Source organism: Saccharothrix sp. DSM 118769, assembly GCF_052936295.1.
In genome coordinates, this window is sequence record NZ_CP193627.1 from 8,597,933 (window position 1) to 8,615,914 (window position 17,982).

Annotated in this window: 21 protein-coding genes; 5 read left to right on the forward strand and 16 right to left on the reverse strand. The window is 71.2% G+C overall.

Going from position 1 to position 17,982, the window contains the following annotated elements; all coding sequences use genetic code 11:
* The first annotated feature begins 89 nt into the window (after window positions 1–89).
* Window positions 90–386 (forward strand): hypothetical protein, encoded by a 297-nt coding sequence (locus ACRAKJ_RS36545; protein ID WP_438923106.1) that lies wholly within the window; start codon window positions 90–92, stop codon window positions 384–386.
* A 53-nt stretch (window positions 387–439) separates the two neighbouring features.
* Here the strand turns inward: ACRAKJ_RS36545 and murA are convergent, their stop codons facing one another.
* Window positions 440–1,696: a UDP-N-acetylglucosamine 1-carboxyvinyltransferase gene (gene murA, locus ACRAKJ_RS36550; RefSeq protein WP_438923107.1), complete on the reverse strand. Its 1,257-nt coding sequence runs from the start codon at window positions 1,694–1,696 to the stop codon at window positions 440–442.
* A gap of 86 nt (window positions 1,697–1,782) precedes the next feature.
* On the opposite strand from murA, the gene ACRAKJ_RS36555 reads away from it, so the two are divergent.
* Window positions 1,783–2,361, forward strand: coding sequence for a cob(I)yrinic acid a,c-diamide adenosyltransferase (locus ACRAKJ_RS36555; protein WP_438923108.1), 579 nt, complete (start codon window positions 1,783–1,785; stop codon window positions 2,359–2,361).
* Window positions 2,362–2,436: 75 nt separating this feature from the next.
* Here the strand turns inward: ACRAKJ_RS36555 and ACRAKJ_RS36560 are convergent, their stop codons facing one another.
* Together ACRAKJ_RS36560 and ACRAKJ_RS36565 are read right to left on the reverse strand one after the other, a co-directional pair.
* The gene (locus tag ACRAKJ_RS36560) at window positions 2,437–2,868 is read right to left on the reverse strand and encodes a DUF2550 domain-containing protein (protein WP_438923109.1); all 432 of its coding nucleotides are present in this window, start codon (window positions 2,866–2,868) and stop codon (window positions 2,437–2,439) included.
* Window positions 2,869–2,889: 21 nt separating this feature from the next.
* Window positions 2,890–3,255: a F0F1 ATP synthase subunit epsilon gene (locus tag ACRAKJ_RS36565; RefSeq protein WP_438923110.1), complete on the reverse strand. Its 366-nt coding sequence runs from the start codon at window positions 3,253–3,255 to the stop codon at window positions 2,890–2,892.
* 183 nt (window positions 3,256–3,438) lie between these two features.
* Between ACRAKJ_RS36565 and ACRAKJ_RS36570 the strand changes: the two genes are divergently transcribed.
* On the forward strand, window positions 3,439–4,182 hold the full coding sequence (locus ACRAKJ_RS36570; protein ID WP_438923111.1) for an IclR family transcriptional regulator domain-containing protein: 744 nt from the start codon (window positions 3,439–3,441) through the stop codon (window positions 4,180–4,182).
* Window positions 4,183–4,304: 122 nt separating this feature from the next.
* On the opposite strand, the gene atpD is transcribed toward ACRAKJ_RS36570, so the two are convergent.
* From atpD to ACRAKJ_RS36615, 9 genes are all read right to left on the reverse strand, one after another.
* Window positions 4,305–5,741, reverse strand: a complete 1,437-nt coding sequence (gene atpD, locus ACRAKJ_RS36575) for a F0F1 ATP synthase subunit beta (protein WP_438923112.1) — start codon at window positions 5,739–5,741, stop codon at window positions 4,305–4,307.
* The gene (locus ACRAKJ_RS36580; protein ID WP_438923113.1) at window positions 5,734–6,669 is read right to left on the reverse strand and encodes a F0F1 ATP synthase subunit gamma; all 936 of its coding nucleotides are present in this window, start codon (window positions 6,667–6,669) and stop codon (window positions 5,734–5,736) included. The genes atpD and ACRAKJ_RS36580 overlap by 8 nt, the downstream gene beginning before the upstream one ends.
* 7 nt (window positions 6,670–6,676) lie before the next feature.
* Window positions 6,677–8,320, reverse strand: a complete 1,644-nt coding sequence (gene atpA / locus ACRAKJ_RS36585) for a F0F1 ATP synthase subunit alpha (protein WP_438923114.1) — start codon at window positions 8,318–8,320, stop codon at window positions 6,677–6,679.
* Between the two features lie 59 nt (window positions 8,321–8,379).
* Window positions 8,380–9,207, reverse strand: a complete 828-nt coding sequence (locus ACRAKJ_RS36590) for a F0F1 ATP synthase subunit delta (protein WP_438923115.1) — start codon at window positions 9,205–9,207, stop codon at window positions 8,380–8,382.
* Between the two features lie 10 nt (window positions 9,208–9,217).
* Window positions 9,218–9,769 (reverse strand): F0F1 ATP synthase subunit B, encoded by a 552-nt coding sequence (locus ACRAKJ_RS36595; RefSeq protein ID WP_438923116.1) that lies wholly within the window; start codon window positions 9,767–9,769, stop codon window positions 9,218–9,220.
* A gap of 34 nt (window positions 9,770–9,803) precedes the next feature.
* Window positions 9,804–10,055: an ATP F0F1 synthase subunit C gene (locus tag ACRAKJ_RS36600; RefSeq protein WP_438923117.1), complete on the reverse strand. Its 252-nt coding sequence runs from the start codon at window positions 10,053–10,055 to the stop codon at window positions 9,804–9,806.
* Between the two features lie 65 nt (window positions 10,056–10,120).
* Window positions 10,121–10,900, reverse strand: a complete 780-nt coding sequence (gene atpB / locus ACRAKJ_RS36605) for a F0F1 ATP synthase subunit A (protein ID WP_438923118.1) — start codon at window positions 10,898–10,900, stop codon at window positions 10,121–10,123.
* A 152-nt stretch (window positions 10,901–11,052) separates the two neighbouring features.
* Window positions 11,053–11,499: a hypothetical protein gene (locus tag ACRAKJ_RS36610; protein WP_438923119.1), complete on the reverse strand. Its 447-nt coding sequence runs from the start codon at window positions 11,497–11,499 to the stop codon at window positions 11,053–11,055.
* Between the two features lie 84 nt (window positions 11,500–11,583).
* Window positions 11,584–13,377 carry a BTAD domain-containing putative transcriptional regulator gene (locus ACRAKJ_RS36615; protein ID WP_438923120.1) on the reverse strand — a complete coding sequence of 598 codons (1,794 nt, stop codon included), beginning with the start codon at window positions 13,375–13,377 and terminating at the stop codon, window positions 11,584–11,586.
* A gap of 188 nt (window positions 13,378–13,565) precedes the next feature.
* On the opposite strand from ACRAKJ_RS36615, the gene ACRAKJ_RS36620 reads away from it, so the two are divergent.
* Window positions 13,566–14,054, forward strand: a complete 489-nt coding sequence (locus ACRAKJ_RS36620) for a hypothetical protein (protein WP_438923121.1) — start codon at window positions 13,566–13,568, stop codon at window positions 14,052–14,054.
* Window positions 14,055–14,105: 51 nt separating this feature from the next.
* Here the strand turns inward: ACRAKJ_RS36620 and ACRAKJ_RS36625 are convergent, their stop codons facing one another.
* From ACRAKJ_RS36625 to ACRAKJ_RS36635, 3 genes are all read right to left on the reverse strand, one after another.
* A complete protein-coding gene (locus ACRAKJ_RS36625) occupies window positions 14,106–15,266 on the reverse strand; it encodes a glycosyltransferase family 4 protein (protein ID WP_438923122.1) in 1,161 nt (386 codons plus the stop codon).
* 72 nt (window positions 15,267–15,338) lie between these two features.
* Window positions 15,339–15,989: an L-threonylcarbamoyladenylate synthase gene (locus tag ACRAKJ_RS36630; protein ID WP_438923123.1), complete on the reverse strand. Its 651-nt coding sequence runs from the start codon at window positions 15,987–15,989 to the stop codon at window positions 15,339–15,341.
* Window positions 15,990–16,033: 44 nt separating this feature from the next.
* Window positions 16,034–16,669, reverse strand: a complete 636-nt coding sequence (locus ACRAKJ_RS36635; protein WP_438923124.1) for a hypothetical protein — start codon at window positions 16,667–16,669, stop codon at window positions 16,034–16,036.
* Between the two features lie 71 nt (window positions 16,670–16,740).
* Here ACRAKJ_RS36635 and ACRAKJ_RS36640 point away from each other — a divergent pair, with 71 nt between their 5' ends.
* Complete coding sequence (locus ACRAKJ_RS36640) at window positions 16,741–17,400, forward strand: hypothetical protein (protein ID WP_438923125.1); 660 nt, start codon at window positions 16,741–16,743, stop codon at window positions 17,398–17,400.
* Window positions 17,401–17,455: 55 nt separating this feature from the next.
* Here ACRAKJ_RS36640 and ACRAKJ_RS36645 read toward each other — a convergent pair whose 3' ends face one another.
* Entirely contained in the window at window positions 17,456–17,773 is a 318-nt protein-coding gene (locus ACRAKJ_RS36645) for a DUF6355 family natural product biosynthesis protein (protein ID WP_438923126.1), read from the reverse strand.
* Window positions 17,774–17,982 lie beyond the last annotated feature (209 nt).

Consider the following 17,982-nt stretch of genomic DNA (forward strand, 5'->3'; position numbering starts at 1 on the left):
GTTCCCCGCGGTCTCGGGTTGCCCGTAGCGTACTGACGGGTAACTCACGCGCGGGGTGCCGTTGCTCACTGAATCGTGCCCGGGGGACGATGGTCGGCGTGACCGCGCTCACGCCGTTCCTGCTGCTGGTGCTCGTCTTCAGCCTGCTCGGGCTCGTCCTCTACTGGGCCTTCGGCAACGACCGGAGGGGCGTGCCCGACCACACCGGGAGCGATTTCGGGCTGCTGCGGCAGGTGGCGGTGACGCCCACGCCGGAGGCCGCCGACGTGCTCGCCCGGCGCCTGCGCCAGGCCGGGATCAAGGTGACCGTGGTGCGGCGCGGCGGGGCCCACCTGCTGCTGGTGTTCCCCGCCGACGTGCCGGACGCCAAGCTGCTGCTGCGGTGAGACCGGGGCCGCCGGGCCCGAACCGCCGGCGCGCCGACCGCCGGCGCCGACCGCTAGGCGCTGACCCGGTCCACGGTCGCGCCCAGCTTGCGCAGGTTCTCCACGAAGCCCGGGTAGCCGCGCTCGATGTGGAAGATCTCGTAGACCTCGGTCACGCCTTCCGCGCACAGGCCGGCCAGAACCAGGCCCGCGCCCGCGCGGATGTCCGAGGCCCACACCGGCGCGCTGGAGAGCCTCTCCACACCCCGGACGACCGCGTGGTGGCCGTCGGTGCGGGCGTCGGCGGACAGGCGGATCATCTCCTCGATGAACCGGAAGCGCGCCTCGAACAGGTTCTCGGTGATCATCGACGTGCCCTCGGAGACGCTGGAGAGGGCGATGGCGAACGGCTGGAGGTCGGTCGCGAAGCCCGGGTAGGGCAGCGTCACGAAGTCCACCGACCGGGGCCGGTCGTGCTGGACCACGCGGAAGCCGTCGTCGTGCGTGGTCACCTCCGCACCGGCCATCCGCAGCTTCTCCAGGACCAGGTCGAGGTGGTGCGGGTCCACGCCGCGCACGGTGATGTCGCCCCGGGTCATGACGGCGGCGAACGCCCACGTGGCGCCGACGATGCGGTCGCCGATGACGCGGTGCTCGGTCGGCTCCAGGGACTCCACGCCGTGCACGGTGAGGGTGGACGTGCCCGCGCCCTCGATCCGGGCGCCCATCTCCTGGAGCATCACGCAGATGTCGACGATCTCCGGCTCGCGGGCGGCGTTGTCGATCACCGTGGTGCCGTTGGCGAGGACGGCGGCCATCAGGATGTTCTCCGTGGCGCCGACGCTCGGGAAGTCGAGCCAGATCTGCGCGCCGTGCAGGCCCTCGGCCTCGGCGACCAGGCAGCCGTGCTCGATCTCGCTGTGCGCGCCGAGCTTGCGCAGGCCGTTCTGGTGCATGTCCAGCGGGCGGGAGCCGATCGCGTCACCGCCGGGCAGCGCCACGACGGCGCGCCGGCAGCGGCCCACCAGCGGGCCGAGGACGCAGACCGAGGCGCGCAGCTTGCCCATCGCCTCGGAGTCGGCGCGGTGGTTCAGCTCCGCCGGCGTCGTGATGGTGACGACCCCGCCGTCGAGGGTCACCTCGCAGCCGAGGCTGCGCAGCACGTCCGCCATCAGCGGCACGTCCAGGATCTCCGGGCAGTTGGTGATCGTGGTCGTGCCCTCCGCGAGGAGGGCCGCTGCCATCAGCTTGAGCACGCTGTTCTTCGCGCCGACGACGTCGACCTCGCCGACCAGCCGCGCACCGCCCTGAACACGGAAGTGCTCACTCACGTGGGGAACTCCTCGCTCGTTGTGCCGCAATCCTACGTACGCGCTGAATCGTGTCCGTGCGCGGTGCTCTGTCTAGAGTGCGTGGCATGGCCGTGCACCTGACGAAGATCTACACCCGGGTAGGCGACGACGGGACGACGGGGCTGGGCGACTTCTCGCGCGTCCCCAAGACCTCGCCGCGCATCTCCGCCTACGCGGACGTGGACGAGACGAACGCGTCGCTGGGCGTCGCCCTCGCGCTGGGCGGCCTGGCCGACGACGTCGCCGCCGTGGTCCGGCAGGTGCAGAACGACCTGTTCGACGTGGGCGCGGACCTGTGCACGCCGATCGTGGAGAACCCCGAGCACCCGCCGCTGCGGGTCACCCAGCCGTACGTCGACCGGCTGGAGTCGTGGTGCGACGAGTTCAACGCGCGGTTGGGGAAGCTGACGTCGTTCATCCTCAACGGCGGCACGCCGGGGGCCGCGCTGCTGCACCAGGCCCGCACGATCGCGCGGCGGGCCGAGCGGTCCACGTGGGGGCTGGTCGAGGCCGAGGCGGACACCACGAACCCGCTGACGGCCAAGTACCTCAACCGCCTGTCCGACCTGCTGTTCATCCTGGCGCGGGTGGCCAACCCCGACGGCGACGTGCTGTGGCAGCCGGGTGGCGGTCGGGAGCGCTGACCCCGGTCGGCTGACCCCGGTCAACGGACACGGTCGGCGGACCCCGGTCGGCCGGGGGGAACCAGGTGGCCGGGGTCAGGAGGCCCAGGGGATGGAGCGGCCCGGGGGGGCCGACTCCAGCCACGACAGGAAACCCGTCAAGGCGTCCGGGCCCATCGCGATCTCGACCTCGCCCTTGGCGCCGCGGCAGCGGAGCACCACGGCCCCGGCCGGCATCGCGTACGCCTCGGGCGGGGACGGCTCGCGCCGGTCGTCGATCTCGAACCCGTCCCGCGAGATGATCACGTCCGGCCCCGGGCTCAGGCTCAGCACCCGGTACCAGACGAACTCGTCACCCCGGTAGTGGCCCACGCCCAGGTGCCAGCCGCGGCCGGTCTCCTCCAGGCGCGACCTCAGCGCCACGTGCACGCCCCCGGCGCGCAGCAGGCGGACGCGGCGCCACGCGGAGTACGCGAGGACCACGACCGCGACGAACAGGACCACCCCGACGACTTCGGCGATCCCCACGGCGTTGTCCGCTCGTCCGCGTCAGGCCGTGTGCCCGGCGGCGCGGAGCCGTGCGGCCGCGCGTGCTCGTTCGGCCTCGTCGGAGCTCCCGGCGTTCGACCGGGCCCGCTCGACGTCGATCTCGTCCGCCAGCTCGGCGTTCTCGGCGAGGATGCTGACGCCCTCGCCGGTGACGGAGAGGAAACCCCCGTGCACGGCGGCGGTGACGACCTCGCCCTCGGTCGTCCGGACGCGGACCACGCCGCCCTCGACGAGCTGGCCGAGCACCGGCTCGTGGCCGGGCAGGATGCCGATCTCGCCATCAAGGGTCTGCGCGACCACCGAGGTGGCGGTCCCGGACCACAGGCGGCGTTCCACGGCGACCAACTGGACGGTCATCTCGGCCACGCGCATCTCCCTCGTCGACTGGAGTCCAGTGCAGTCTAAACGGTGGCCACCGGGGTGCGCCGCACCAGCCACCCCCTGCCGCGCTCTACGTGCGGTACCACCCTGGTGGCGGGCGCCCCGGCGGTGGCGGTCGCGCACCCGCGGTGGGCACCCACCCTTCCGGTCAGTGGAAGACTGGTGGCCGTGACGACCCCGAAGTCGCTGCTGGACCGGGCGTTCTCGCTGCTGTCGGTGTTCACCGTGGACCGGCCCTCGGCGACCCTGTCGGAGCTGAGCCGCCACTCCGGGCTGCCCCTGAGCACCACGCACCGCCTCGTGGCGTCCCTGGTGGACCTCAGGGCCCTGGAGCGGGGTGCGGACGGCCGCTACTCGGTGGGGCTCAGGCTGCTGGAGCTGGGCGCCCTGTCGCCGGGCAGCCTCGACCTGCGGGACGGCGCCGTGCCGTTCCTGGAGGACCTCTACGAGGTGACGCGGCACAACGTGCAGCTCGCCGTGCGCGACGGCGCGGAGGTCGTGTACGTGGAGCGCATCTCGGCGCGCGACGCGGTCAACGTGGTGACCCGGGTGGGCAGCCGGATGCCGCTGCACTGCACGGGCGTCGGACTCGTGCTGCTGGCGAACGCCCCCGCGGACGTCCAGGAGGCCGTGCTGGCCCGGCCGCTGCGCCGGTTCACCCCGAGGACGATCACGTCGGCGGCGCGGCTGCGGGAGGTGCTGGCGCGGGTGCGGCGGGACGGCTACGCGATCAGCGACCGCCAGATCGAGCTGATCACGTACTCGGTGGCGGCGCCGGTGCGGGACGCGACCGGCGAGGTGGTGGCCTCGGTGTCCGTGGTGGTGCCCACGGGCACGCGGCGCGACACCGTGGTGCCCGCGGTGCGCACGTGCGGGCTCGCGGTCTCGCGGGCGCTGGGCTGGGCGGCCTGAGGGCACCCGACCGGCCTGGGGACACCCCACCGGCCTGGGGGCACCCGACCCCGGACGGCCGGGGGCGGGAACGCCGGAGGGCCGCCCCCGCGAACGGGAACGGCCCTCCGTGACGACCCGGCTCAGTTGCCGGCGAGCTTCTTGGCGTTGGCCTCGACGTCGTCGAGCCCGCCGCAGGAGAAGAACGCCTGCTCCGGGTAGTGGTCGAACTCGCCCTTGCAGACGCGGTCGAACGCCTCGATCGTGTCCTTGATCGGCACGAACGAACCCGGCTGACCGGTGAACTTCTCGGCCACGATGAAGTTCTGGCCGAGGAAGCGCTCCAGGCGACGGGCGCGGCCGACGAGGACCTTGTCCTCTTCGGACAGCTCGTCCATGCCGAGGATGGCGATGATGTCCTGGAGTTCCTTGTACTTCTGGAGGATGCGCTTGACCTCCTGCGCCACCCGGTAGTGCTCCTCGCCGACGATGGTCGGCTCCAGGATCCGGGAGGACGAGGACAGCGGGTCCACCGCCGGGTAGATGCCCTTCTGGGAGATCGGACGGGAGAGTTCCGTCGTCGCGTCCAGGTGGGCGAAGGTGGTGGCGGGCGCCGGGTCGGTGTAGTCGTCCGCGGGCACGTAGATCGCCTGCAGCGAGGTGATCGACTTGCCTCGGGTCGAGGTGATCCGCTCCTGGAGCTCACCCATCTCGTCCGCCAGCGTCGGCTGGTAGCCCACGGCGGACGGCATGCGGCCCAGCAGGGTCGACACCTCCGAGCCCGCCTGGGTGAAGCGGAAGATGTTGTCGATGAACAGCAGCACGTCCTGGCCCTGCACGTCGCGGAAGTACTCCGCCATGGTCAGGGCGGACAGGGCGACGCGCATGCGGGTGCCGGGCGGCTCGTCCATCTGCCCGAACACCAGGGCGGTGTCGTTGAGCACACCCATCTCCTCCATCTCGAGGAGGAGGTCGGTGCCCTCACGGGTGCGCTCGCCGACGCCGGCGAACACCGACGTGCCGGAGAACTCGCGGGCGATACGGGTGATCATCTCCTGGATGAGCACCGTCTTGCCCACGCCCGCACCGCCGAACAGGCCGATCTTGCCGCCCTTGACGTACGGGGTCAGCAGGTCGATGACCTTGATGCCCGTTTCCAGGATCTCGGTCTTGCCCTCGAGCTGGTCGAACGACGGCGCCTTGCGGTGGATGCCCCACTGCTCGCCGTCGCGGCCGAGGCCGGGCTCGTCGAGGCAGTCGCCCAGCGCGTTGAACACGTGGCCCTTGACGACGTCGCCGACGGGCACGCTGATGGCGGCGCCGGTGTCGGTCACGGTCGCGCCGCGGACCAGGCCGTCCGTCGGCTGCATCGAGATGGTGCGGACCAGGTTGTCGCCCAGGTGCTGGGCGACCTCCAGGGTCAGCGTCTTGGCCACCGCTTCGTAGGTGATCTCCACGTGCAGGGCGTTGAACAGCTCCGGCACCGCGCCACGCGGGAACTCCACGTCGACGACGGCACCGATCACCCGGACCACACGGCCGGTGCGGGTGGTGGTGGCAGTAGCACTCATGTCACTCATCACTTCCTGCGCCCCCGGTAAGCGCGGAGGCGCCACCGACGATCTCGCTGATCTCCTGGGTGATCTGGGCCTGGCGGGCCGCGTTCGCCTGGCGGCTGAGGTTGCGGACCAGCTCGGTGGCGTTGTCCGTCGCCGCCTTCATCGCGGTCCGGCGGGCCGCCGACTCCGAGGCCGCCGCGTCCAGCAGCGCCGAGAACAGGCGCGTCTTGACGTACTTCGGCAGCAGCGAACCCAGCAGCGCCTCGGCGCTCGGCTCGAACGAGTACACCGACTGGAGCTTCGGCGCCTCCGGGTCGTAGTCCACGACCATCGGCGCGATCCTCTTGGCGACCGGCGTCTGGCTCAGCATCGACTCGAACTCGGTGTAGACGACGTGCAGCTCGTCCACCCCGAGAACGCCGTCGGCACCGGGCTTGTCCCCGTCGTCGTCGGCGCCCGCGGTGAACGCCTGCACCAGCGCGTCACCGGCCTCGCTCGCGTTGACGTAGTGCGGGAGCTGGGAGAAGCCGGTCCACTCGCCCGCGATCTCGCGCCGGCGGAACCGGTAGTAGCCCGCGCCCTTGCGACCGACGACGTAGAGCACGGGCTCCTTGCCCTCGGACCGCAGGAGCGAGAACAGCTCCTCGGCCGCCTTCAGCACGTTGGCGTTGTAGCCGCCGCACATGCCCTTGTCGCTGGTCACGACGAGCACGCCGGCGCGCTTGGGCGCCTTGCGCTCGGTGAGCAGCGGGTGGTCGAGGTTCGCGGATGCCGTCGCCAGGCGGGAGAGGACGCTGGTGATCTCCTCCGCGTAGGGCTTCGACGCCGCGACCCTGGTCTGCGCCTTGGCGAGACGGGACGTGGCGATGAGCTCGTACGCCTTCGTGATCTTCTTGGTCGAGTTGACCGACCTGATCCTCTGGCGCAGCTCTCGGATCTGTGCCGCCATGCCTACGTCACTTCTCGGTCGGAGCCGGTCGGTTGACCTTCACCGACTCCTGCCCGACCTTGTCGGCGTCCATCGCGTCGGCGGGGACGTCGACGACCGACGTGCCGTTCGAAGCGGTGAACTGCTGCTTGAAGGAGTTGACGGCGTCCACGATGCCCCGCTCCGCGTCGTCCGACAGCTTCTTGGACTCGCGGATGTCGGACAGCACGGCCTCGTGGGAACGCCGCAGGTGGTCCAGGAACTCGGCCTCGAAGCGGCGGACGTCGCCCACCGGGATCGAGTCGAGGTGCCCCTTGGTGCCGAGGTAGATGGAGACGACCTGCTCCTCCATCGGCACCGGCGAGTACTGGCCCTGCTTGAGCAGCTCGACCAGGCGGGCGCCGCGGTCCAGCTGGGCGCGCGAGGCGGCGTCGAGGTCCGAGGCGAAGGCGGAGAACGCCTCCAGCTCGCGGAACTGCGACAGGTCGAGGCGCAGCGAGCCGGACACCGTCTTCATCGCCTTGGTCTGCGCGGCGCCACCGACGCGGGACACCGAGATGCCCACGTTGACGGCCGGGCGCACACCGGCGTTGAACAGGTCCGACTCCAGGAAGCACTGGCCGTCGGTGATGGAGATGACGTTGGTCGGGATGTACGCCGACACGTCGTTGGCCTTGGTCTCGATGATCGGCAGACCGGTCATCGAGCCGCCGCCCATGTCGTCGGACAGCTTCGCGCAGCGCTCCAGCAGGCGCGAGTGCAAGTAGAAGACGTCGCCCGGGTACGCCTCGCGGCCCGGCGGGCGGCGCAGCAGCAGCGAGATGGCGCGGTACGCCTCCGCCTGCTTGGTCAGGTCGTCGAAGATGATCAGGACGTGCTTGCCCTGGTACATCCAGTGCTGGCCGATGGCCGAGCCGGTGTAGGGCGCGAGCCACTTGAAGCCGGCCGAGTCGGACGCGGGGGCGGCGACGATGGTGGTGTACTCCAGCGCGCCCGCCTCCTCCAGCGCGGCCTTGACGCCCGCGATGGTGGAGCCCTTCTGGCCGACGGCGACGTACACGCAGCGGACCTGCTGCGTCGGGTCGCCCGAGTCCCAGGCCTTCTTCTGGTTGATGATCGTGTCGATGCAGACCGCGGTCTTGCCGGTCTTGCGGTCGCCGATGATCAGCTGGCGCTGGCCGCGGCCGATGGGGGTCATCGAGTCGATGGCCTTGATGCCGGTCTGCATCGGCTCGCCCACCGGCTGCCGCTGCAGCACGGACGCGGCCTGGAGCTCCAGGGCGCGGTTGTCGTCGGCCACGATGTCGCCGAGGCCGTCGATCGGCTGGCCGAGCGGGTTCACCACGCGGCCCAGGAAGCCGTCGCCCACGGGCACGGAGAGCACCTGGCCGGTCCGCTTGACCTCCTGGCCCTCTTCGATCTTGTCGAAGTCGCCGAGGATGACCGCGCCGATCGTGCGCACTTCCAGGCTCAGGGCCACACCGAGCACGCCGCCGGGGAACTCCAGCAGCTCGTTGGTCATGGTGCCGGGCAGACCTTCGACGATGGCGATGCCGTCGTAGGTCTCCGCGACGACGCCGACCTCTTCCCGGGTGACCTCCGGGGAGTAGGTCGAGACGTACTTCTCGATCGCACTGCGGATCTCGTCCGACGAGATCGTCAGCTCCGCCATGTCGTTCCTGCTCTCACTTCGTTCTGGGAAAGGGGCTTGTGGGCCGCGGTTCCGGTTGGTCAGCCGGCGAGTTCGCGGCGCAGTGCCGCCAGCCGACCGGCCACGCTTCCGTCGATGACTTCGTCGCCGATCTTGATCAGCAGACCGCCGCGCAGCGTGGGGTCCACCTCCACGTGCAGTGCGATCGGCCTGGAGTAGATGCGGGTCAGCGTGGCTTCGAGGCGGTCCTGCTGCGCCGCGTCCAGTTCGACAGCGGAACGGACGTGGGCGACGGAACGTTCCCGGCGCTTGGCCGCGAGCGACGCGAGTTCGGCCAGGCCGTTGACGACGCCCTGGCCGCGCGGCGTGCGCACGAGCTGGTCGACCAGGGTCTTCGTGGTCCCGTCGACCTTGCCCGCGACGAGCGAGTCGATCAGGGCCACCTTGCCGGCGGACGACGCGGACGGGTCGGACAGCGCCAGCTCGAGCTGGTGGTTGCCCGCGATGATGCGGCCGAGCCGGAACAGCTCGTCCTCCACCGCGTCGAGCTCGCCGTCCCGCTCCGCCCGCACCAGCAGCGTGGTGCGGGCCAGCGACTCGACACCGTCGACCAGTTCGCGGGGCGTCGACCAGCGCGTGGTGACGACCGTGCCCAGCACCTGGAGTGCCTGGTCACCGACCTTGCCGTCCAGCAGGCCGCGGAGCAGCTGCTCCCGGCCCGCGGGCTCGGTGGAGTTGTCGGCCAGCGCGCGCCGGAGCGCGGGCCGGCCGGACAGCAGGCCGACGACCGCGAACAGCTCGTCACCGAGCGTGCCGAGGGCCGTGCTGTCCTTCGTGCCGTCGACGACCTCCAGCAACCGCAGCTCGGCGGCGGCCAGGGCGTCACGGCTTGCGGCGTGCAGAGTCATCGGCGTTCCCTCACTTGGCGGCGGCCGGAGCCGACGTGCCGTCGAGCTCGGAGAGGAAGCGGTCGACGGTGCCCCGACGGCGCACCTCGTCCTCCAGCGACTCGCCGACGACCCGGTCCGCCAGGTCGATGGCCAGCCGGCCCAGCTCGCCGCGCAGCTCCGCGACGATCTGCGCGCGCTGCGTCTCCAGCTGGGTCTGCCCCTGCGCGACGATCCGCGCGGACTCCTCCTGCGCCTTGGTGCGCAGTTCGGTGATGATCTGCTCGCCCTCGATGCGGGCGTCGTCCCGGATGCGGGCGGCCTCCGCACGCGCTTCGGCCAGCTGCGCCTTGTAGTCGTTGAGCAGCTTCTGGGCCTCGGCCTGCGCCTGCTCCGCCTTCTCGATGCCACCCTCGATCTTGGCGGCGCGCTCCGCGTACAGCGTCTCGAAGCGCGGCGACACGAACTTCTTGATGATGAAGAGCAGGATCAAGAACGCGACGAGACCCAGGACGATCTCGGACGTGTGCGGAAGGACCGGGTTGATGGTCTCGCCTTCCGCAGCCAGGATGAGGGTATTCATCAAGGACCTCTCCTACTTGCGGCTGATCCGGGGATCAGGCGATGGCGAGGAAGTAGACGACGAAGCCGAGCAGGGCGAGGACCTCGACGATGGCGAACGTGGTCCAGGCCAGGCCGAGCAGCACGCCACGGGCCTCGGGCTGACGGGCGGTGCCGCTGATGACCGAGGAGAAGATCAGACCCACGCCGATGCCGGGGCCGATCGCCGCGAGGCCGTAGCCGATCGCCGCGAGACCCGCGTTGGTGACACCGGTGGCGGCTTCCTGAGCAAGAACGATAGCGCTCACTTGTGCTGTTCCCTTTCACTTCGGTCCGCGAGGGACTCGCGGATCGGAGGCTTTGAGTGGTTTTCTCAGTGCTCTTCGGCCAGCGCCGCGCCGATGTAGTTGGCGGACAGCAGCGCGAAGATGTACGCCTGGAGGCACATGATCAGCGCCTCCAGGAACGTCAGCGCGATGGCGAAGGCGAAGGCGATCGGCGCGACCACCACGGTGACGCCGCCGGCGAAGAGGAGGTACTCACCCGCCAAGGTGAACACCATCAGGAGCAGGTGACCCGCGAACATCGCCGCGAAGACTCGGATGGCGAGCGTGAGCGGGTTCAGGATGAACTTCTGGAAGAACTCGATCGGGATCAGCAGGATGAGCACGAACCACGGCGCGCCGGGCGGCATGGTCTGGTGCTTCAAGTAGCCCACGAACCCGTGGCGCTTGAACCCGACGAAGTGGTAGACCGGGTAGATCACCAGCAGCGAGACCGCGAGCGGGAACCCGATGTGCGACATCGTGGGGAACTGGATGAAGGGGATGATCCCGAACAGGTTGTTCACCAGGATGAAGCTGAAGACGGTGAGGATCAGCGGCACGAAGGGCAGGAAGTCCTTGGCGCCGATCTGCTCGCGCGCGATCGAGTTGCGCCCCATGTCGTACGCCGACTCGGCGGCGAACTGGAACTTGCCGGGGACCAGCTTCAGGTTGCGGGTGGCGGCGATGAAGAACGCGCCGATGATCACGATCGAGAGCACCAGCAGCACCATGGGCTTGGTGACCTCGCCGAAGATCGGCGGGAGGAAGAAGTCCTTCGTGCCGGGAGCGACGAACTCATCGCCCGCGGCCAGCACCGTCATGGTCACTGTGTTCCTTCCGGTTCTCCCGGCCGGCGTTCACTCCGCCGGGGGAATCGTCACGATCGGGACTTAACGTACCTTACGGACCGCAAGCGCCCGCGAGAGGCACCCCGCCTAGCTGGGTGTCCCGTCCTGCGCGCACCGTACCAGCCGGTAGATCAGGTGTTGCCGGGGGTCGGGATGACCATCTGGCTGCGGCTGCGCTTGGACGCGCGCGCCTCCATGAAGGTGGCCACCACGATGGTCGCGGCCATGGTCAGCGCCAGCGAGTTGGTGTGCAGCACGGGGAACTGGCGCAGCAGCACCATCACCACGATGAGCACGATGAGCTTGCCGAGGAAGCCGCCGAGCGCGGCGACCATGATGAACTGCACCGGCAGCGAGGCGGTCTTGCGCATCACCACCAGCGTCGCGACGGACGACAGCAGCGCGACGGCGCCGCCGATCAGCGCGGCGACCAGCCCGGGGACGCCGGCCACGACGGTCGCGACGACCGCGCAGACCGCCACCGTGCCGAGCGCCGCCCACACCGCGCCGCGGAACATCTCGCCGGCGAGACGCCGCACGACCACCTCGTGCGTCCACTCCTGGTCAGCGTCGCCCATGACACCCCTTCCACCGGTTCGAACCGAGTGTAAGAGGGGGTTTTCGCATTCGACCGTGCGGGTCCCGTGCCGGGGCGCACCTGGTCAGGTCCGCGCTCGACCACCCGCGCTCCCCGCGCCCCGCGCGTACTCGCGCACGATCCGGTTGAGGGCGAAGAACCCGCGCTTCGAACGGCGCAGCAGGTTCACGGCCACCAGCCGGTCCAGGTGGCGCTCCGCGTCGCGGATCCCCACACCCGCGGTGCCCGCCGCGGCCACGGCCGTGAAGCCCATCGCCGGCAGCTGTCCCAGTGCCCGGAAGAACGCCTGCGACGCCTCGGGGAGCTTGCGGAACGACAGGTCCAGGGCGAGCCGCACCTCCGACCGCGCGTCGTCGTCCAGCACCAGCGACTCCAGCGCCCCCCGACTGCGCAACCCGTCGAGGTAGGCGCCGGTGCCCACACCGGAACAGCTGACCAGGTCGACCGCGGCGACCCGGATGGCCAGCGGCAACCCGCCGCACAGGCGCACCAGCTCGGCCAGGGCGGCCGGTTCGGCGGCTGCCCGCCGCTCGCCCAGGATTCGACCGAACAGCTCGTGCGCGTCCGCGTCCGCGAGCGGTCCGAGGGCCAGTGACCTGGCGTCGTCGATCGCCACCAGCCCCCGGAGGGTGTTGCGGCTGGTGACCACCGTGAGCGTGTCGGGGCCGCCGGGGAGCAGGGGCCTCACCTGCTCGACGGAGTCCGCGTTGTCGAGCAGCACCAGGACGCGGCGGTCGTTGAGCGCCGAGCGGTAGGCGGAGCTCGCCTCGTCGAGGTCGTCGAGCGCTCCCCCGTTGCCCACACCCAGGGCGCGCGTCATCCGCGCGAGAGCCGCGGCGGGGGTGAGCGCCTGCTCGACGGAGTACCCGCGCAGGTCGACGAAGAGCTGGCCGTCGGGGAAGAGAGGGCTCACGCGGTGCGCCCACTGGAGCGCGAGCGCGGTTTTGCCCACGCCCGGCGCTCCGACGACGGTGATGACCCGAGCCGCCCGCGGACCGCGGCGGAAGTCGTCGAGCTGTTCGAGTTCGGGAGCCCGACCGCAGAAGTTCATCGACCGCGGGGGCAGTTCGCGAACCCGGGCGGGGGGCGGGCCGTCGGGGCGGTGGTCATCGGCGTCACCGCGCAGGACCGCCTCGTGGACCGCGGTCGTCCTCGCCCCCGGCTCGACCCCCAACTCCGCGACGAACCGCCGGTGGGCGTCCCGGTAGGCCCCCAGCGCCTCTGCGGACCGTCCCGCGCGGTGGAGGGCCAGCATCAGCTGGCGGAGGAAGACCTCGCTCAGCGGGTACCGCGCCACCAGTGCCCGCAGCTCACCGACGACCGCCTGGTGCCTGCCGGTGGCCAGTTCGAGCTCCATCCGGCGTTCCAGCGCCCCTGTCCGCTCGTCCTCCAGCCGCGCTGCCTCACCGCGCTGGAGCTCATCGGAGGGCACCCCCGTCAGCGCGGGTCCCCTCCACAGCGCGAGGGCTTCGCGGAGGCGGTCGAGTTCGCGCTGCGGGTCACCGGAGTCCTCATCACCCCCTTGCGGGAGCAGCGCCCGGAAGCGCAGTGCGTCCACCTGCCCGGCATCGACCTCGATGCGGTAACCCGACGTGCTCCTGCTGATCACGGGCGCCCCGGCGCCCCCGGCGGCCAACGCCCGCCTGAGGCGCACGACGTAGACGTGCAGCGTCGACCGGGCCCTGAGCGGAGGTTCGTCCCAGAGCCGCTCGACCAGTTCTCCCTCCGAGACCGGTTGTCCCGCCCGGAGGAGCAACGCGCCGAGCAGCACCCTCAGCTTCCCGCCGGGCAGCGGGACGGGGTGGCCGTTCCGGGACACCGAGAACTCGCCGAGCACACCGAATGACCACTGTTCCACTGATCGCCATCCCCCGAATCGCGAACGCCTGGCAGCGCAACGTGCACAGGCAGTCACAAGCAGTACTCAAAACGATTACGGGACGTGTAGGCGAACCGCAAGCAGTTTGGCGCGGCGCATCCCTAACGTCATCGGCGTCGATCCGAATGCGGACGGCTGACCAGGAACAACACGACACAGGGGAACTCATGGGTGATCGACGAGCGAACAGCGGGCGACCGGGCGTGCGGGTGCTGCTCGCCGCGGTGGCGACCGCCGCGGCATCGCTGACGGTGTTGGCGCCGACGGCCGGCGCCGAGGACGCCACCCCGCGGACGACCGCGGTGGAGGTGGGCCTGCCCGCGGCCGGCACCGAGGACGTCGGCGCGATGGACGAGAGCGGCACCAGCGGTGGCATCCGCGTCGCGGCCGTGGGCAGCGGCGGCTACGTCGGCAGCGTCAACGCCACGGTGAGCAGCCTGAGCCCGTACCTGTCGTTCCACGGCTTCTACGTGCTGTTCGGACCGGACTACCGGTACACCTCGGAGACCCGGAGCTGGGGCACCAGCACCGCGTTCGTCAGGAACGTCGGCCGCAGCTACGCGAACGGTCAGCTGCACTGCGCCGAGGGCTGGAAGAGCAACGGCGACGGCACGTTCAGCCTGCTCGGCAGGCCGTGCGTCGACAACCCGATCTAGGCCGGCGCACCGGTGCCGGGTGGCGGTTCGCACCGCCACCCGGCACCGGGGTCAGGATCGGCGCACTTCGCGAAGTCTGGGGATCGCGGAGACCAGCAGGGCGAGGAGGAGCGCGATGCCGAAGCACCAGGCGACGACCGAGACGTCGAAGATCGTCAGGGCCACCGCGCTGAACGCGAGCACGCCCGCCCACAGGTAGATGAGCAGGACGGCGCGGCGCTGGGAGTGGCCGATCTCCAGCAGGCGGTGGTGCAGGTGCATCTTGTCCGCGGAGAACGGGCTCTCGCCGCGCCGGGTGCGCCGGACCACGGCCATGAGCAGGTCGAGCATCGGCACGAACAGCACGGCGGCGACGACCACGAGCGGCGAGAGCAGGCCGAGGACGTCCTCGGCGCGCACCGACTCGTAGTTGATCTTGCCGCTGGCCGAGATGGTGGACGCGGCGAGCATCAGGCCGATGAGCATCGACCCGGAGTCGCCCATGAAGATGCGCGCCGGGTTGAAGTTGTGCGGCAGGAAGCCCAGGCACGCGCCGGCGAGCGTGGCGGCGATCAGCGCGGGCGGGTACGCGCCCACGTCACCGCCGTTGTTGGACAGCAGGCCGATGGAGAACACGCAGGTCGCGGCGGCGGCGATGAGGCCGATGCCGGCGGCCAGGCCGTCCAGGCCGTCGACGAAGTTCATCGCGTTGATCATCGTCACGGCCAGCAGCACGGACAGGATCGCGCCCTGGTTCTGGTCCAGCGACAGCAGCGAGCCGGTGCCCTCGCCGTCGTCGCCCCACGGCACCCAGAACAGCAGCCACTGGAGCCCGAACAGCACGAGGATGCCCGCCGCGGTCACCTGACCGGCGAGTTTCGTCAGGGAGTCCAGCTCGAACCGGTCGTCCAGCACGCCCACCAGGACGATCACGCCGCCGCCCACGATGACCGCGTACGGGTCGTAGGAGAAGTCGAACGCCGAGCGCAGCACCGGGAGCTGGTGGGCGAGCAGCATGCCGCCGAGCACGCCGCCGTACATCGCCAGCCCACCCATCCGGGGCATGGGTTTGACGTGCACGTCCCGCGAACGGGGGTACGCGACCGCGCCGATCCGGAACGCCAGCGCGCGGACCAGGCCGACCAGCAGGAACGTCACGACGGCAGCGGTCAGGGCGACGAGCAGGTACTCCCGGACCGGGAGGACGTTGGACACGGCAGGCAACTGGCCCACGGCAGGCTCAGCCCTTCGAAGCCGGGAGATCGGGCGGTGCGGGCACCACGCTACTCCGATCGGGAAGATCCACTAGCGGGCGACCTCGACTTCGGCGCCCAGCGCCTTCGAGACCTCCGCGACCGGCACCGCGCCCTCGCGCAGCACCACGGGGTCCGGACCGGTCAGGTCGACGATCGTGGAGGCGACGTTCTCGGCCGCCGGGCCGCCGTCGAGGTACACGCCGACGTCCTCGCCGAGCTGGTCCCACGCCTCCTGCGCGGTGCCCGCGGGCGGGAAGCCGGACTTGTTGGCGCTGGAGACGGCCATCGGGCCGACGTCGCGCAGCAGTTCGAGGGCGACCGGGTGCAGCGGCATCCGCAGCATCACGGTGCCGCGGGTCTGCCCGAGGTCCCAGGCGAGCGACGGCGCGTGCTGGAGCACGAGCGACAGGCCGCCGGGCCAGAACGCCTCGATCAGGGCGCGGGCCTGCCGGGGCACGCTCAGCACCAGGCCGTCGATGGTGGTCCAGGAGCCCACGAGGACGGGCACCGGCATGTCCGGGCCCCGGCCCTTGGCCTCCAGCAGGGCGCGCACGGCGGCGGCGTCGAACGCGTCGCAGCCGATGCCGTAGACCGTGTCGGTGGGGAGTACCACGAGGCGCCCGGAGCGCACCGCGCCCGCCGCGGCGGCGAGGCCGGCCGCGCGGTCGTCCTGCACTGCGCAGTCGTAGATCGTGCTCACCCGCCTGATCCAAGCACAGCACGGGCCGTGCCCGGCGGCGGAGGTCAGAGACCGGGTCTGCGCACGGATCGGGTGTCGAGCGCCCAGCCGCGCCTGCGGTGTGCGAGGACGAACCCGAAGACGAGCGCGGCGCCCAGCGCGACCCCGCCCGCGGTGACCGCCGCGCTGCCCACCGCGCCGCCGACGAACGGCAGCACGAGCACGGCCAGCGCGACGACGGCGGCCTGTCCGACGCCCGGTTCGACCCACCGCCACCGCTCCGCCTCCTCGGTGCGCCCGCGCAGGTCGAGGGCGAGCGCGACCAGCCCGGGGTCGGGCCGCAGGGCGAGCACCTCGTCGGCGAGGGCGTGGCACTCGGCGGCCTGTTGCCGAGTGCGGATGGCCAGGCCGCCGTCGTCGGTGACCGCGCGGACCTCGGCGCTGCGCGCGACGAGGGCGAGGGCCAGGTGCCCCCGCAGCACGTCGGCCGTGCGGGGGTCGGCGGTCGAGCGCAACTCCCGACGCACGTGGGCGACGACCCGCTCGGCGTTGCCGTCCTGCAACACCGTGCCGAGGGCGGCGAGCGAGCGGCCCACCCCGTCGTCGACGGGGTCCGGGGCGCGCGCGACGCGATCGGCCACCAACGCCCGCAGGAGGCGCCACTCGTCGGGCGGCCGTTCGAGCGGTTGCTTGACACGCATCGCCGGTGCTCCGATTTACTCGCCGGAGGTGGACGTCGCAGATTATCCCGTGGGCGAGGCGGCAGGTGCGCGTGAAGAACCGGTGGGGTGCGTTCCCGGTGGCGCTGTGCGCGGCCGTCGCGTACGCGGTGATGGGCGGCGCGGCGGGCGTCCTCGCGCTGCACGCCGCCACCCCGGTCACGCCGACGCCCGCCGCCGAGGCTCCCCCGCTTCCCGTGGTCACCGCGGCTCCGTCCCCCGCCCCGACGACCGCGGCCCCGTCCTCCGCCCCGGCGACCGCGGCGACGCCCGTGCCACCGGGGTTCCGGGCCATCAACGCGCCCGGTGGCCTGAGCACGGTCGTCCCGGCGTCGTGGCCGGCCTCGACGGGCACCGCGGTGACCACGCTGGTGGCCGCTGACCCGGCGGACGCGCGCCGCGAGGTGCGGCTGGGCGGGGCCCCGGTCACCGACCCGGCGAAGACCCTCCCGGCTCGCATCACCGAGGCCGCGGTGGACCGGGAACGCGAGGCCGGCCACTCCCGGATCGTGCTGTCGGAAACCTCGACCCGCGGTTTCCCGGCGGTCCGCTGGGAGTTCGAGGAAGGCTCCGACCGGGGTCCGAAGCGGGTCGCCGCGATTTTCTGGGAAGTGGGCGGTGTCGAGTACGTGCTCTATTCGGCAGGCCCACCGGACGAGTGGGGGACGACCCGTGAACTGCTGGACACGATGATCCGGCACGCCACCCCGTGAACGCGACCGCGCCGGCCCGGGTGGAGTACCCGGCCCGGCGCGGGTCGGCGTCCGATCAGCAGAGCTTGCCGTTGTACCAAGCGTCGATGTACTGCGGCCGGGGACCGATTTCGGTCTCACCGGGGCCGACGCACATCTCGAAATCCCGGAAACCCCCGACGTTGATCTGGTCGACCCAGATGACGACCCGAGTCGTGCCGCAGTGGTTGTAGTAGAGGCTGAGCACCCCGAACGAACCGCAGGGCGCGGGTGCCGCTTCCTGCACCGGGGCCTGGGCCCGAGCCGGAGCGGCGGCGGCCGGAGCCGTCAGGCCGACGGTCAGCGCGACCGCCGCACCCACCGTCGCGAATGCCGCGGAAAATGCCTTGCGCATGCGTTCCCCCTTTTTTCTCGTTCCACGAACTCATTACCACGTGCCACTCCACGCTAAGGCCGACGTTTTTTCCGAGCAAGCTTCACACTGCGAATCACGCGAACGGAGCAGCTCGGGAAGGCTTTTCCGAGGCCCTTCCAACCAGCCCCGCGGTGGAACCGCGCGGAATTACCGGAGATCAAGACCGGTCCTTTGAGGACCGAGCAGGC

Coding starts and splice junctions, on each gene's coding strand:
- ACRAKJ_RS36545 (WP_438923106.1), top strand. CDS start 90: ATGGTCGGCGTGACCGCGCTCACGCCGTTCCTGCTGCTGGTGCTCGTC.
- ACRAKJ_RS36555 (WP_438923108.1), top strand. CDS start 1,783: ATGGCCGTGCACCTGACGAAGATCTACACCCGGGTAGGCGACGACGGG.
- atpD (WP_438923112.1), bottom strand. CDS start 5,741: ATGAGTGACATGAGTGCTACTGCCACCACCACCCGCACCGGCCGTGTG.
- ACRAKJ_RS36580 (WP_438923113.1), bottom strand. CDS start 6,669: ATGGCGGCACAGATCCGAGAGCTGCGCCAGAGGATCAGGTCGGTCAAC.
- atpA (WP_438923114.1), bottom strand. CDS start 8,320: ATGGCGGAGCTGACGATCTCGTCGGACGAGATCCGCAGTGCGATCGAG.
- ACRAKJ_RS36590 (WP_438923115.1), bottom strand. CDS start 9,207: ATGACTCTGCACGCCGCAAGCCGTGACGCCCTGGCCGCCGCCGAGCTG.
- ACRAKJ_RS36595 (WP_438923116.1), bottom strand. CDS start 9,769: ATGAATACCCTCATCCTGGCTGCGGAAGGCGAGACCATCAACCCGGTC.
- ACRAKJ_RS36610 (WP_438923119.1), bottom strand. CDS start 11,499: ATGGGCGACGCTGACCAGGAGTGGACGCACGAGGTGGTCGTGCGGCGT.
- ACRAKJ_RS36620 (WP_438923121.1), top strand. CDS start 13,566: ATGGGTGATCGACGAGCGAACAGCGGGCGACCGGGCGTGCGGGTGCTG.
- ACRAKJ_RS36635 (WP_438923124.1), bottom strand. CDS start 16,669: ATGCGTGTCAAGCAACCGCTCGAACGGCCGCCCGACGAGTGGCGCCTC.
- ACRAKJ_RS36645 (WP_438923126.1), bottom strand. CDS start 17,773: ATGCGCAAGGCATTTTCCGCGGCATTCGCGACGGTGGGTGCGGCGGTC.